The following is a 13,926-nucleotide window of genomic DNA, read 5'->3' as shown; positions in this document are numbered from 1 at the left end:
GGGTCATGGCTCAGGCCTTCTTCAGGCGCGGATCGAGCAGGACATAGCTCAGGTCGACCACGAAATTGGAAACGAGCATGGCACCGGTCATGATCAGCAACTGGCCCTGGATGACCGGATAGTCGCGGGCGAGGATCGCCTGGTAGAGCGTGTTGCCCAGGCCCGGATAGTTGAACACGACCTCGATGATCAGCGAGCCGGACAGGATGGTGCCGATGGCGATGGCAAGGCTCGATACGGTGGGCAGCAGCGCGTTGCGGGCGGCGTACCACAGCATGACATTGCTGTCGCTGAGGCCCTTGGCGCGGCCCATGACGATATAGTCCTCGCCCAAGAGGTTGATCATGTTGTTGCGCATGGTGACGGCGAAGCCGCCGGTCAGCACCGTGACCAGCGTCAGCATGGGCAGGGCGCCGTGATAGATGACGCTGGAAATATAGGTCCAACTGAAGGCCGGATCGAGCATCGGGTCGGCGGCATAGCCATTGGGGAACCAGCGCAGGGTATAGCCGAAGACGAAAAGCACGATCAGCGAGACGACGACGGCGGGGACGGAGCTGGAAAAGATGGCCAGCAGCGAGGCGACGGAGTCGAACAGCGTACCGCGCCGCCAGGCGGCCATGACGCCCAGGAACGTGCCGAGCGTGAAGCTGATCAGCGTGGCAATGCCGACCAGGCCCAGTGTCCAGATCAGGGCGCGGCCCAGCAGGTCGGTAACGGGCAGGGGGAAGTATTTGATCGAGCGGCCGAGATCGCCGGTGAAGACGCTCTTGAGATAGGAAAAATACTGCTCGTGCAGCGGCGCATCGATGAAGCCGAAGGTGAGCTTCAGCGCGTTGAGATTTTCCAGCGACAGTTCCGAGCCGGCACTGGCGAACATGATCTCGATCGGATCGCCCGGCATCAGGCGCGGCAGGAAGAAATTGATGGTGGCGGCGGCGAGAAAGGCCGCCAGGTAGAACGCCAGTCGCCGCAGCAGAAAGGCCATGGTGATGTGTTCCTTTCAGGTTGCGGGGTTGCGGGGTATCGGGGCCAAACGTCACCCCACCCTTGATCCCTCCCCATCAAGGGGAGGGAGGCGCCAGCACTGATGCCGGTGTTCATCGTCTCCCTCCCCCTTGTGGGGAGGGATCAAGGGTGGGGGTTGTTTAGCCCCGATATCAGAGCAGCCTATTCCACCGGATCGAGATCCAGCAACTGGAGCAGGCGGGCCGGGTTGGCGTTGGAGACGACGGGCGAATATTTCGGATCGTCGGCATCGGCCCAGCCGGTGAAGCGGCTGGTATTGTATTCATAGAAGCTGGGGCTGTTATAGACCGGGATGACCGGCATGGCCTCGGCCACGATGAGCTGCAGCTTGTCCATGATCGCCTTCTGCTCGGCGGGGTCCTTCACCTGGGTATATTGCCCGAGCAGGTCCATCACCTCGGCATTTTCCCAATGCGGGGCGGTGAAGCGGCTCTTGCCGAAATCGCCCGGATTGAACGAGCGGATATAGGGGAAGTACGGGTCGGCCGCCGAGGCCAGGGCATTGAGCGTCATCGAATAGTCGCCGGCGATCAGGCTCGAGCCCCAGACGGCTTCCTCGGGCGTGCTCATCTTCACGTTGAGACCGGCCTCGGCAAGCGATTCCGTGGTGATCTGGACGGCATCGATCCAGTCGGTCCAGCCATTGGGCACCATGATGTCGATGGCTATGGGCGTGCCATCGGGGTTGTCGCGGAAGCCGTCGCCATCGGCGTCGACATAACCGGCTTCATCGAGCGCGGCCACGCCGGCATCGAGGTCGAACGTGCCGTATTGGCCGAACTGGGTGTGCACTTCCGGATTGGCGAAGGACGCATAGAGCTCGCCCAGCATGGAGGGGTCGTCATTGACCAGCGGATAGCCGTAGCCGGCAATGTCCACGATGGTCTGCCGGTCGACCAGCATGGAGAGGGCGCGGCGGAAATTGACGTCGGTGAACGCCTTGCGGTTGTTCTCGTCGGGCGTGACCATGCTGAGCTGGAACGACACCAGGCTCGATGGGGTGAACCAGTATTTGTGGTGTTCCGGGTCCTTGGCGACGAAGGTGTTGTCGATATCGGGGATGAAGCTGGTGGCCCAGTCCAGCGTGCCATCGGCGAGGGCGGCGAGCACCTGCGGATTGTCGGCGAGCTGGGGCAGGCGCAGGCAATCGACCTTGAGATTGTCGGCATCCCAGTAATTGGGGTTGCGGCACTGCTCGTAGACCTGCGGGGTGAAGCGGGTGATCTCGGTCATCGGGCCGGAGCCCACCGGATTCTCGTTGGCGAAGGTCACGGGGTCGGCGACATCGGCCCAGATGTGTTCGGGCACGATGGGCATGCCGACAATGGTGTTGGCGATCAGCGAATTGGGCTCGACGAGGTTGAACTTGACGGTGCGGTCATCGACCTTCTCGACCGAGGCGAGCTGGGCCGAGACGGAGATGAAGTCGAGCGCCGGGAACTGCTTGATATAATCGTAGGTGAAGACCACGTCGTCTGCGGTCAGCGCCTCGCCATCGGACCATTTGAGCCCGTCGCGCAGGGTGAAGGTGATCGACTTGAGATCGTCGGCCAGTTCGAAGCTCTCGGCGAGGCGGTAATTGGCCTCGTTGCTCTTGAGGCGGTTGAACACGACCAGCGGCTCATAGATGAAATCGCGCGTGGTGGCGCGGGCCGAGGTCTGGTTGAAGGGGTTGAAGTTGCGCACATAGGTGGTGGTCTGTTCGGAGCTCACCGTCAGCACCTTCTGGTCCTGGGCGATGGCGGGCGCCGCCATGGCCAGAGCCGCGGCCGAAACGGCCACGATCAGCGAAGACTTCAGCATTGCATTCCTCCTCTGCATGGGCCTGGCTTCATGCCAGACCATTATCCCTGAAAATCCGTTCGACATCCGCGTGGAGCGCTGCGACGTCCACGCGCTTGTTGCCGAGCCTTTGCTGGGCCCGGGCAATCCGGTTCTGGCTCGCCGCGCTCAGCGGGCGCGCGGCCCGGGCGGCGGCCTGGCTGGCAGCGAGATTGCCCTGGCTGTGCAGGGCAATGTCGTAGCCGGCATCGAGCGCTGATGTGACCCGCTCGGGCCAGGTGCCGCTCAGCGCCTCCATGGTGAGGCAATCGGTGATGATGACGCCATCATAGCCCAGCTCGCTCCGGATGAAATCGCACACGATGGGCGAAACGGAGGCGGGGTGGTCGGCATCCAGACGGGTGAAGATGAGATGGGCCACCATGGCCCAGGGCGAGGCATCCTTGAGGGCGACGAAAGGGCGGAAGTCGCTGTCCCGCATGTCCTCGATCGCATCGTCGACCACGGGGCAATCAAAATGCGGATCGACGGTGACGCGGCCATAGCCGGGAATGTGCTTCATGATCGGCATGGCGCCGACTTCGAGCATGGCCTCGATGACGACGCGGCCCATGATGGTGACGAGCTCCGGATCGTCGCCGAAGGACCGTTGGCCGACCACGTCATGCGTGCCTTTGCGGGCCAGGTCGACGACCGGCGTCGTGCCGCTGCCCAGGCCGAGTTCGACCAGCATCGTGCCCATGGCCAGGGTCGAGAGGCGCATGGCCTGCTTGCCGGCTTCGCGGTCTTTCCGCGCCAGCGCGCCGAAACTGCCCAGGCTCCGGAACAGCGGCCAGTTGCCATTGTCGAGCCGCTGCACGCGGCCGCCCTCCTGGTCGATATAGACAGGGGCATCTTCGCGGCCGACAGCCTCGCGGAACTGGGCGCAGAGGCGTTTGATCTGCTCGGGATTGTCGAGATTGCGCTTGAAGAGGAAGAGGCCGAAGGGATTGGCCTCGCGGAAGAAGGCGATCTCGTCGGCGGAGAGTTCGTGGCCGGGCATGCCGACAAACAAAGCGAGGGGCGTGGCCATGGTCAGGCTCCTGCCTCGGGTTGCGGCTTGATGCGCAGCAGGCCCTGATAGATGTCTTCCTTGTCGGAGGGGATAGGCATGGCGCCGGCCGCCTTGACGTAGAAATCCACCGGCCCGGCCGAGCCGATGACGGCATAGGCATAGCCCTGCGCCTTCATGGCTGTCAGCGCGTGGTAGAAGAGGGCGAGGCCGATGCCCTTGCCACGCTGGTCTTCCGAGACACCCGTGGGGCCGAAAAAGCCCCGTGCCGTGGCGTCCCAGCAGGCAAAGCCGACCAGGGTGCCATCGATCACAGCTACCAGACATCCAGGCGGCTGATGCGCCATGGCGGCGCTGACTTCGCTGACCCAGTATTCGGAAAAATGCTTGCGCACCCAATCCTTGATGATGTGCTGCTCCGGGGGCAGGGCGACGCGGATGGTGGCCGCGACGCCTTCAGCGCGCTGGCGGAGGGTGTCGAGCTTGCGGCTATAGAGATTGACCAGCAAGTCCATCGCCGCGCTCCTAGCTGGCCGCGCGTGGCTGATGCTGGGCCGCGGCACGCCGCAGAAAGCCGTCGGATTCGGCCAAAGCCGCTTCGCCCGCCGCCGCATCCAGCCCGGTCAGTGCCATCAGAATGGCGAGCTTCACATTGTTATTGGCCTGAGCGAGATAGTGCTCGGCCTCATCAGGCGTGCAGTCGGCAACTTCGACCAGGATACGCGTGGCGCGCGCCGCCAGTTTCTCATTGCTGACCGACAGGTCGACCATGAGATTTTCGTAGCTCTTGCCGATGCGGATCATGCTGGCCGTGGTCAGCATGTTGAGCACCAGCTTCTGCGCCGTGCCCGATTTGAGGCGGGTCGAGCCGGTCAGTGCCTCGGGGCCGACGACCGGGGAAATGGCGATATCGGCCATGCGGGCAATGGCCGAATCCGGATTGCAGGAGAGGGCCACGGTGGTGGCGCCGACGCCGGCGGCAAAATCCAGCCCGCCGATGACATAGGGCGTGCGGCCACTGACGGCGATCCCCACCACCACGTCCTTGTCCGAAACCTTGATGCGCTCGAGATCGCGCTGGCCCTCGCCTCGGTCATCCTCGGCGCCTTCGATCGGATGGCGCAGCGCGCGGTCGCCCCCGGCGATCAGCCCCACCACCATCTCTTCGGGAACGCCGAAAGTCGGCGGGCATTCCGAGGCGTCGAGCACGCCGAGCCGCCCGCTGGTGCCTGCGCCCATATAGATCAGCCTTCCGCCGGCCTTGAAGGCATCGACGATTCTATCGACGGCGGCGGCGACATGGGGCAGCACCTGCCGGACGGCGCCGGCAACCTGGGCGTCCTCGTCATTCATGGCTGTCAGAATCTGGCTGGTCGACATGAGGTCGATCTGCATCGTGGCCGGGTTTCTGGCTTCCGAAACCAGTTGCCCCAGCTCGGCCATCAGAACGCTCTTTGGCATCGTATCCTCGCGTCAAATCCGGTCGGGATGCTAGGAGTGATTATTCCAAGTGTCAACGAAGTGTGGAATATTGTATTCCTAAATCGGCCCTGCCTGTGCACAATAGGCATGACGACGAAAGCTGGCCCATTGCATCAGGTCGGCCATCGGCCCTAGTGCTGGCCGTCGTCCGGTTCGCCTCACAAGGGAAATGGCATGTCGATACTCAAAGTGCTCAGCGCCCAACTCGAATCCCTGACCGCGGCCGACCGGCAGATCGCCCAGTTCATCATCGACAATCCCAACGAGATGCTGGCCATGTCGTCGGCGGCTCTGGCGGCGGCGACCGGGCGCAGCCAGTCCAGCGTGGTCAAGTTCAGCCAGAAGCTGGGCTATGGCGGCTACCAGCAGCTCAAGCTGGCGGTGAACAAGGCCAAGGCGCTGGAATGGCACGCGCCGGGCGGGGTGATCCACGGCACGATCGACGCCAGCGACAGCTATGTGACCATCCTGCAGAAGCTCATCGGCAGCAAGCTGCTCTCCATGCGCGAAACGCTGGCCGCCAATAACGAACACACCATCGACCTGGCGCTCGACGCGCTGGTGAATGCGCGAAAGGTGCAGCTTGCCGGGGTTGGCGCATCCTCGCTGGTGGCCAAGGATTTTTCCTACAAGCTGCTGAAACTGGGGCGAACGGCGCTGATCGACAGCGACAGCCATATCCAGATTTCCAACGCTTCGGCGCTGAACGAGGCCGATGTGCTGCTGGCGCTGTCGCATTCGGGGCGGAGCCTGGAGCCCCTGCGTATCGCCGAGGTGGCCAAGCAGCGGGGCGCCACTGTTATCTCGATGACGGGCCTGCACCCCAATCCACTGCTGGACCTGGCCGATATCCACCTGTTCACGGTGGCCGACGAGGAACGGGTGCGCTCCTCGGCCATCACCTCGCGCGATGCGCAACTGATGCTGATGGACATGCTGTTCATCCTGCTCATCCGCCGCCAGGTCGATTCCACGACTATATCCACAACAGCGAAACGGCTGTGACTGTGCTGAAGGCGCGGGGGTAGGGGCATACCTCTGCCTGGTACGCGTGGCCCCACCCCACCCTCGGTCCCTCCCCATCGAGGGGAGGGAGGCGCCAGATCGACCGTCAAAGATTGTCCCGGATATTTTTCCTGTCACTGGACGGCTTCGATGACGAGTTTGTAATATTCTATTCTTGACACGCGTCGTTTTTGGAATTCAGTATTCCAATGTCGGCATTCGCGTGGGGTGGTGCCGGCACGGGGGCGGCCGCGATGTCGCGGGACCCCCGGAGGAGGAAACTTGGCTCAACTGTCTCTCCGCGGCATCAAGAAGCGCTTTCGGGAAACCGCGGTGCTGCACGGGATCGACCTCGAAATCGGGGATCGGGAATTCGTGGTGTTTGTCGGGCCGTCCGGTTGCGGCAAGTCCACCTTGCTGCGGCTGATCGCCGGGCTCGACCCGATCACCGAGGGCGAATTCTTTCTCAATGGCCAGCGCATGAACGACGTCGTGCCCTCGCGGCGCGGCATTGCCATGGTGTTCCAGTCCTATGCGCTCTATCCGCATATGGACGTCTACGAAAACATGGCCTTCGGCGCGCGGCTGATGGGCCTTTCCAAGGACGAGGTCGAGGCGCGCATCGCCGAGGCGGCGCGCATGCTGCGGCTCGAGCCGCTGCTGCAGCGCAAGCCGCGCGAGCTCTCCGGCGGCCAGCGCCAGCGCGTGGCCATCGGGCGGGCGCTGGTGCGCAAACCGGCCGTGTTCCTGCTCGATGAGCCTTTATCCAATCTCGACGCAGCCCTGCGCTCGGAAGTGCGGCTGGAAATCGCCCGGCTGCACCGCCAGATCGGCGGCACGATGATCTATGTGACCCACGACCAGGTCGAGGCGATGACGCTGGCCGACAAGATCGTGGTGATGAATGCCGGGCGCATCGAACAGGTGGGCTCGCCCCGCGAACTCTACGAAACGCCGGCCAATACCTTTGTGGCCAGCTTTATCGGCTCGCCGCGCATGACGCTGATCGATGTGACGCGCGAGGGCGATCACTTGAGCATGAAAGACGGCGGTGGATCGCTGGCGCCGGGGGCATTGCCCGATGCGGCCGCGATGAAGCTGGGCATGCGTTCCGATGCCGTGCTGCTGACGCGCGGGCAGGGGGGCGAGGGCTTTGCCGGGCAGGTCGTCTACACCGAATATCTGGGCGACAATGCCTATGTCTATGTGCGCCTGAGTGACGGCACGCTGCTGGCCGCGCGGGTTGGACCCAATGACGGTTTCGAGCCCGATACGCCGGTGACGATGACCATCGCGCCGGGCGCTGCGCATTTCTTTTTCCGCCGAGGATGGCCGGCGGTTGGCCCCATAGGCCCAAAACATGTCCATACCGAACAGAGAGGGAAGAATGAAAAGCAACATGATCCGCATCGGCGCTGCCCTGGCCGCGATGGCCGTGGCCGCACCCGCCCTGGCCCAGGACCTCACCTTCTGGAGCTGGCGCCAGGAAGACCGCGCTGCCTATGAGCAGTTCATCGACACGTTCGAGGCGGCCAACCCCGGCATCACCGTGAAGTTCGAGACCTTCGAGGCCGCGAACTACAACACGATCCTGGCCACGGCCCTTGCCGGCGGCACAGGCCCCGACGTGATGATGGTCCGCGCCTATGGCGGGCTCGAAAACGTCGCGACGGCCGGCTATCTCGAAGAGCTGACCACGGACAGCGTTCCCGCGCTGGCCGATTTTGCCCCGTCCGCGCTGGATGCCGAGCGGGTCCGCGCCGATGGCAAGCTCTATGCCGTGCCCTTTGCCAGCCAGACGCAGTTGGTGATCTACAACAAGGCGATTTTCGACGCCAACGGCCTGGCTGAACCCCAGAGCTGGGACGAGCTGGTGGCCCTGAGCCAGAAGCTCAAGGATGCCGGCGTCATCCCCTTCGCCAACGGCACGGCGACCGCCTGGCAGAATGAAACCGTGACCTTCGGCCTGGGCTCCTCGCTGATGGGCCAGGACTTCTATGACGCGCTGATGGCCGGCGAAGCCGACTTCACCGACCCGCGCTTCACCGACGCATTGGGCGCGATCGCCGAAGTGGCGGCGGAATACTTCCCCGATGGCTTCATCGGCCTCGACTATCCCTCGGCCCAGCAGCTCTTTGCCTCGGGCATGGCCGGCATGTTCATCGGCGGCTCCTATGAAATGGCGGCCTTCCAGGGCCTCAACCCCGATATCGAGCTGGGCGTGTTCGCCGCGCCGGGCAAGACGGCCGACGACGCCAAGCTGGTCGGGCTCTATTTCGATGGCGGCTATGCGGCCAATGCCGCCGGCGCCAACAAGGAAGCCTCGATCAAGTTCCTGAACTATCTCGCCAGCCAGGAATTCGGCCAGGCCTTCGCCAATATGCTGAGCAATGTCTCGACCGTGCCGGGCGTCACCTTCGACAATGCCCTTCTGGCCGAGGTCAACGACCTCAACAAGAGCTCGATCCCCTATCTGATGCTGGCGCATTTCCGCTATGGCGAGCCCTCCGGCTCGGTGCTGATCCAGGGCGAAATGCAGAAGCTGTTCTCGGGCGAGACCACGCCTGAAGCCATCGGCGAAGCGCTGACCACCGGCCTTGCCGCCTGGTACGAGCCCTTCCAGAACTGATCTCCCTTGCGATCCGTCCCTTCCCGTACGCGGGGAGGGACATAGCCGCCACCCCGAACCCCAGCGCGAAGCGATCTCCATGCCCAAACTCAGGATGACCGGCCGCGGCCTGTGGATCACCATTCTCATCGTGCCGCCACTGGTCTTCGTGGCCCTGTTCATCGTCTATCCGATCGTTTCGGCCTTCGCCTATGCCTTCTTCGACTGGCAGGGATTGCGGCGCGGCGAATTTGTCGGGCTGGACAATTTCTGGACGGTTTTGTTCGTCGAGCCCTATCGCAGTTGGACCGTCAACGCCTTCACCCACAATATCGTGGTGTTCTTCGCCCTGATGGTGCTGCAGAACGGACTGGGCTTCATCCTGGCCTATGCTTTGTGGCGGGAATTGCCGGGCGCGCGCTTCCATCGCGTCGCCGTCTTCCTGCCGGTGGTGCTCTCCACCATCATCGTGGCGTATCTCTTCAAGCTGTTCCTCCATCCGCTGTTCGGCGTGGTCAATATCAGCCTCAAGGGCATCGGGCTGGGCTGGCTGGCGCAGCCGTGGCTGGGGCAGGGCTCCACGGCGCTCTGGTCGCTGATTATCGCACAGGCCTGGCATATGGTGGGTTTTCCGACGCTGGTCTTCCTCGCCGGCATGCAGCGCATTCCCGGCGAAATCCTCGATGCGGTGCGCATGGAAACCGAGAGCGAATGGGTCAAGATCACGAAGGTGGTCTGGCCGCTGGTGGCGCCCAGCGCCACCATCGTCTTCACTTTGCTCTTCGTGGGCGCGTTCAACTGGTTCGAGCTGCCCTATATCATGGCCGGGCTCGATGGCTCCCCATATGGCTCGACTGACGTGCTGGGGCTCTATTTCTACCGCACCGCCTTCGGCAACGTGTCCTCGGGCCAGCAGGATTTCGGCCTGGGCAGTGCGCTGGCCGTGCTGATCTTCATCTTCATAGCGGCCGTTGCCTCGGTGATCACGGTGCGGCTGCGGGCGCGGGAGATCCAGCTATGAGTGCCGAGGCGACCTATTACGACCGCCGGGGCATCATGGGCACGCTGGGGCGCGACGGGCTGCTGCAGATCATCCTGATCGCCAACACCATCATCATGCTGGCGCCCATCGTCATCATGGTATTCTCGGCCTTCAAGACCACGCCGCAAATCTTCCAGTCACCCTTTGCCATCCCCGATTTCACCCATGTCGGGAATTTCCTCAAAATCTGGACGCAGACCAATTTCCTGCGCTACCTGCTCAATTCCTTCGTGGTGACAGGCGCCTCCATGGTGCTGATCCTGACGCTGGGGACGATGGCCGCCTATGCCATCGGGCGCTACCAGTTCACCGGCTCGACCTTCATCCTGATGTTCTTCCTGGCGGGGCTGACCCTGCCGCTCAAGCTCGCCATCATCCCGCTGTTCATGCTGATGCGCGACCTCAATATCCTCAACAACCAGCTCAGCCTGATCTTCGTCTATACGGCCATGGGTCTGCCCACGACGGTCTTCATCATGACCGGGTTCATCCGCACCCTGCCCAACGAGCTGGAGGATGCGGCGCGCATGGATGGCGCCAGCGAAGCACGCATCATGTGGTCGATCATGCTGCCGCTGGTGCGGCCGGCCATGGTGATCGCCGCGATCCAGAACGTGGTGCCGATCTGGAACGACTTCTTCTTCCCGCTGGTCTTTATCCAGAACGATGACCTGAAAACCCTGCCGCAGGGACTGACCACCTTCATGGGCGAATACACCACCGATTGGGGTGTGCTGTTTTCCGGGCTGACGCTGTCGGCGGCGCCGATCATCCTGATCTATATCGTGCTGTCCAAGCAGTTCATCGCCGGCATGACCTCGGGGGCGGTGAAGTGAAGCTGCCCGCCGGTCTCATCGTTTCCTGCCAGGCGCGGGCGGACAATCCCTTGCACGGGCCGCAATTCATGGGCGCCATGGCTTTGGCGGCGCGTGATGGCGGGGCCGTGGGTCTGCGGGCCAATGGGCCGGAAGACATCGCCGCCGTGATGGCGGCTGGCCTGCCTGTGATCGGCATCCACAAGGTGTTTTCCGACGAATATCCCGTCTATATCACCCCCGATTTCGCCGCCGCTGAAGCCATCGTGGCGGCGGGTGCGGAAATCGTGGCGCTCGATTGCACCGAGCGACCGCGCCATGGCGAGCATCCGCGCGTGCTGGTGCGACGCATCCGGGAGGAATTGGGAGCGGAGGTTTTCGCCGACATTTCGACTGTGGAGGAGGGGCTGGCCGCGGCCGATTGGGGCGCGACCTATGTGGCGACGACACTATCGGGCTATACCGAAGCGACGCAACCCAAGCCGGATGAGCCGGACCTGAAACTGCTCGAAACGCTGGCGCACAGATTGAGCGTGCCCGTGGTGGCCGAAGGGCGCTACAATATGCCGGCATTGGTGCGGCAGGCCTTCGGGGCCGGCGCCCATGCGGTCGTTGTCGGCACCATGATCACCAATCCCCGCGAGATCACGCGCATGTTCGTTGCCCAGGGTGTGCCTCTTTGAGCCGTAGCGCCCATCTCGGGCTCGATATCGGGGGGACGGCCAGCCGCTGGGTGCTGTGTGGCGATGACGGGCAGGAACTGGCGCGCGGCAAGGCGCCCGGCGCCACCGGGCATGTGTTCAACCCGGCCGAGAAGGACAAGCTGGGCAATGCTTTGTCGACCGTCGCAACGGCGGTCGCGGCGGCGGGTTTTGCCCCTGCCAGCGTCACCGCGGGGCTGACCGGCTATGGCGCGGCCGTGTCCGTCGACGTGAAGGCGCTGCTGGGCGACGCGTTCGGCGTGGCGCCGGAAAGCACTATCGTCATCGATGACGTGGCCTTGGCCTATCTCGCCAATTTCGCACCGGGCGAGGGTCATCTTGTTTCGGCCGGCACCGGTTCGATCGGCATCCATATCGGCCAGGATGGCAATCTCATTCGCGTCGGCGGGCGCGGCATATTGATCGACGATGCCGGGTCGGGCAGTTGGATTGCCTTGCAGGCGCTCGACCGGATCTACCGGGTGCTCGACCATACCGGCTCATTCGACAGCGTTCGGCTGCTGGCCGATCACCTGTTCGCGCAGGTGGACGGACGCGACTGGAGCGATATCCGCCAATTCGTTTATGCCGGCGACCGCGGCCGCATCGGCACGCTGGCCGTGGCCGTAGCCAAGGCGGCCGCTGATGGCGACGAGGTGGCCGAGGCCATCCTGCGCGAGGCGGGCGGCGAACTGGCAGCTTTGGCCGGCGCCCTGATCGCGAGGGCAGGGGAGCGGACGGTGGGCTTCATCGGCGGCGTGCTGGCGCTGCATCCGGTCATCCTTGCGGAAATCCGGCTTCTTCTGACCGGGCAGGAGGTGCGCCTGCTGGACGCTGATGCGAGTCTTGCCGCGGCACGGCTGCAGGCATTGGGGACGGACGGCTGGATTGAGGTGTTGGCGGAGCCGGCGAGATAGTTGCCCGATCCCACCCCTCGGTATGAACCGATTACCCCTCGCCCCTTGTGGGAGAGGGTGGAAATCCGCGTCCAGCGGATTTCCGGGTGAGGGAAACGCCCCAACATCACGCTTGCTGAGCCGCCTATGCTTTCGTCAAAATGGGAAAGACTCTAGGCTTCGGGCCGGCACGATTTCGGGAGGACGATGTGGCGCGTATCGGCGACAGCGATGGCAAGGCCTGGTTTTCCCAGGTCCGCTTTGGCATGTTCATCCATTTCGGCCTCTACGCGCTGGCCGCACGGCATGAATGGGTGCAGAACCACGAGGAAATCGCGCCCGCGGACTATGCCCGCTATTTCGACAATTTCGACCCCGACCGCTACGATCCGCGCGAATGGGCGCGGCATGCCCGAGAAGCAGGGATGAAATATGTGGTGCTGACCGCCAAGCACCATGAAGGTTTCTGCCTCTGGGACAGCAAGTTCACCGACTACAAGGCGACCAATACGCCCTATGGCAAGGACCTGCTGAAACCCTTCGTCGAGGCCTTCCGCGCCGAGGGGCTCAAGGTGGGGTTCTACTATTCCCTGCTCGACTGGCACCATCCCGAATTTCCCATCGACGGCATTCATCCCCTGCGCAACCATCCCGATGCGCTGGAGATGAACAAGGCGCGCGACGTGCGCAAATATGCCCAATACATGCGCGATCAGGTCACCGAGCTGCTGAGCGACTTTGGCGAGATTTCCGTTATCTGGTTCGATTTCAGTTACCCCGATCGTGACTATCGCGGCATGAAGGGCAAGGGCCGGGCCGACTGGGAGAGCGAGGAGCTGATCGGGCTCGTGCGGCGCCTGCAGCCCGACATCATCGTCGGCGACCGCCTCGACCTGCCGGCGGATGGCAACTTCCCCAAGGATCTGGCGACGCCCGAGCAATATACGCCGCGCGTGGCCCCCACTGCCGGCGGCAAGCCGGTGCGCTGGGAGGTGTGTCACACCTTCAGCGGGTCCTGGGGGTATCACCGCGACGAAAGCACCTGGAAGGATGCCGGGCAGCTCATCAACCTGCTGGTCGATACGGTGGCGCTGGGCGGCAACCTGCTGATGAATGTCGGCCCCACCGGGCGCGGTCTGTTCGACGCCCGGGCCGTCGAGGCACTGAAAGTCTATGGCGGCTGGCTGGACGTGAACGGCCGCGCCATCTATGGCGCCGGTCCCTCGACCTATGCGGCGCCCAATGGCTGCCGCTTCACCCAGAAGGGCAAGCGGCTCTACCTGCATATACAGACCTGGCCCTTCCGCCACATCCATATCGACGGACTGGCGGGAAGGGTGAAATATGCCCAGTTCCTGCACGATGCCAGCGAAGTCCGCTGGCTCGACCGGGATGATGCAGTGGAAACCAATACGGGTGTCGCGGTGGGCGACGGCATCCTCACCCTGGAACTGCCGGTCATCAAACCGGACGTGGTGGTGCCGGTTATCGAACTGATCCTGGGGGATTGAGCGG

At 63.5% G+C, this 13,926-nt stretch carries 12 protein-coding genes and 1 pseudogene; 8 read left to right on the top strand and 5 right to left on the bottom strand.

Features of this window, described 5'->3' with window-relative positions; all coding sequences use genetic code 11:
* Window positions 1-10 precede the first annotated feature (10 nt).
* From NVV79_RS17280 to murQ, 5 genes are all read right to left on the bottom strand, one after another.
* Complete coding sequence (locus tag NVV79_RS17280; protein WP_303991739.1) at window positions 11-988, bottom strand: ABC transporter permease; 978 nt, start codon at window positions 986-988, stop codon at window positions 11-13.
* Between the two features lie 182 nt (window positions 989-1,170).
* Window positions 1,171-2,784 (bottom strand): ABC transporter substrate-binding protein, encoded by a 1,614-nt coding sequence (locus tag NVV79_RS17275; RefSeq protein ID WP_303992747.1) that lies wholly within the window; start codon window positions 2,782-2,784, stop codon window positions 1,171-1,173.
* Window positions 2,785-2,860: 76 nt separating this feature from the next.
* Window positions 2,861-3,883: a glycoside hydrolase family 3 N-terminal domain-containing protein gene (locus NVV79_RS17270; RefSeq protein ID WP_303991737.1), complete on the bottom strand. Its 1,023-nt coding sequence runs from the start codon at window positions 3,881-3,883 to the stop codon at window positions 2,861-2,863.
* 2 nt (window positions 3,884-3,885) lie between these two features.
* Window positions 3,886-4,377, bottom strand: a complete 492-nt coding sequence (locus NVV79_RS17265; RefSeq protein ID WP_303991734.1) for a GNAT family N-acetyltransferase — start codon at window positions 4,375-4,377, stop codon at window positions 3,886-3,888.
* Window positions 4,378-4,387: 10 nt separating this feature from the next.
* On the bottom strand, window positions 4,388-5,323 hold the full coding sequence (gene murQ / locus NVV79_RS17260) for an N-acetylmuramic acid 6-phosphate etherase (protein WP_303991731.1): 936 nt from the start codon (window positions 5,321-5,323) through the stop codon (window positions 4,388-4,390).
* Window positions 5,324-5,518: 195 nt separating this feature from the next.
* Here murQ and NVV79_RS17255 point away from each other — a divergent pair.
* The 8 genes and pseudogenes from NVV79_RS17255 to NVV79_RS17220 all read left to right on the top strand — a co-directional run bounded on the left by NVV79_RS17255 (window position 5,519) and on the right by NVV79_RS17220 (window position 13,922).
* Window positions 5,519-6,372: pseudogene (locus tag NVV79_RS17255) on the top strand (MurR/RpiR family transcriptional regulator).
* Between the two features lie 259 nt (window positions 6,373-6,631).
* On the top strand, window positions 6,632-7,855 hold the full coding sequence (locus tag NVV79_RS17250; protein ID WP_303991729.1) for an ABC transporter ATP-binding protein: 1,224 nt from the start codon (window positions 6,632-6,634) through the stop codon (window positions 7,853-7,855).
* Window positions 7,737-8,978, top strand: a complete 1,242-nt coding sequence (locus NVV79_RS17245; protein ID WP_303991727.1) for an extracellular solute-binding protein — start codon at window positions 7,737-7,739, stop codon at window positions 8,976-8,978. Before NVV79_RS17250 ends, NVV79_RS17245 begins: the two co-directional genes overlap by 119 nt.
* Window positions 8,979-9,057: 79 nt before the next feature.
* The gene (locus tag NVV79_RS17240; protein ID WP_303991725.1) at window positions 9,058-9,978 is read left to right on the top strand and encodes a carbohydrate ABC transporter permease; all 921 of its coding nucleotides are present in this window, start codon (window positions 9,058-9,060) and stop codon (window positions 9,976-9,978) included.
* Entirely contained in the window at window positions 9,975-10,835 is an 861-nt protein-coding gene (locus NVV79_RS17235; protein ID WP_303991722.1) for a carbohydrate ABC transporter permease, read from the top strand. Before NVV79_RS17240 ends, NVV79_RS17235 begins: the two co-directional genes overlap by 4 nt.
* Window positions 10,832-11,497, top strand: coding sequence for an N-acetylmannosamine-6-phosphate 2-epimerase (locus tag NVV79_RS17230; RefSeq protein ID WP_303991719.1), 666 nt, complete (start codon window positions 10,832-10,834; stop codon window positions 11,495-11,497). The genes NVV79_RS17235 and NVV79_RS17230 overlap by 4 nt, the downstream gene beginning before the upstream one ends.
* Window positions 11,494-12,432: a BadF/BadG/BcrA/BcrD ATPase family protein gene (locus tag NVV79_RS17225; protein WP_303991716.1), complete on the top strand. Its 939-nt coding sequence runs from the start codon at window positions 11,494-11,496 to the stop codon at window positions 12,430-12,432. Before NVV79_RS17230 ends, NVV79_RS17225 begins: the two co-directional genes overlap by 4 nt.
* A gap of 188 nt (window positions 12,433-12,620) precedes the next feature.
* Window positions 12,621-13,922: an alpha-L-fucosidase gene (locus tag NVV79_RS17220; RefSeq protein ID WP_303991714.1), complete on the top strand. Its 1,302-nt coding sequence runs from the start codon at window positions 12,621-12,623 to the stop codon at window positions 13,920-13,922.
* The last annotated feature ends 4 nt before the right edge of the window (window positions 13,923-13,926 follow it).

It is taken from the genome of Devosia ginsengisoli (genome assembly GCF_024707105.1).
GTDB classification, from domain to species: Bacteria; Pseudomonadota; Alphaproteobacteria; order Rhizobiales; family Devosiaceae; genus Devosia; species Devosia ginsengisoli_A.
This window is presented reverse-complemented; position numbering and strand designations above follow the sequence as displayed.

Excerpts from the sequence above, each read along its gene's own strand:
- NVV79_RS17280 (WP_303991739.1), bottom strand. The coding sequence starts at position 988 with ATGGCCTTTCTGCTGCGGCGACTGGCGTTCTACCTGGCGGCCTTTCTC.
- NVV79_RS17275 (WP_303992747.1), bottom strand. The coding sequence starts at position 2,784 with ATGGCGGCGCCCGCCATCGCCCAGGACCAGAAGGTGCTGACGGTGAGC.
- NVV79_RS17270 (WP_303991737.1), bottom strand. The coding sequence starts at position 3,883 with ATGGCCACGCCCCTCGCTTTGTTTGTCGGCATGCCCGGCCACGAACTC.
- NVV79_RS17265 (WP_303991734.1), bottom strand. The coding sequence starts at position 4,377 with ATGGACTTGCTGGTCAATCTCTATAGCCGCAAGCTCGACACCCTCCGC.
- murQ (WP_303991731.1), bottom strand. The coding sequence starts at position 5,323 with ATGCCAAAGAGCGTTCTGATGGCCGAGCTGGGGCAACTGGTTTCGGAA.
- NVV79_RS17245 (WP_303991727.1), top strand. The coding sequence starts at position 7,737 with ATGAAAAGCAACATGATCCGCATCGGCGCTGCCCTGGCCGCGATGGCC.
- NVV79_RS17240 (WP_303991725.1), top strand. The coding sequence starts at position 9,058 with ATGCCCAAACTCAGGATGACCGGCCGCGGCCTGTGGATCACCATTCTC.
- NVV79_RS17235 (WP_303991722.1), top strand. The coding sequence starts at position 9,975 with ATGAGTGCCGAGGCGACCTATTACGACCGCCGGGGCATCATGGGCACG.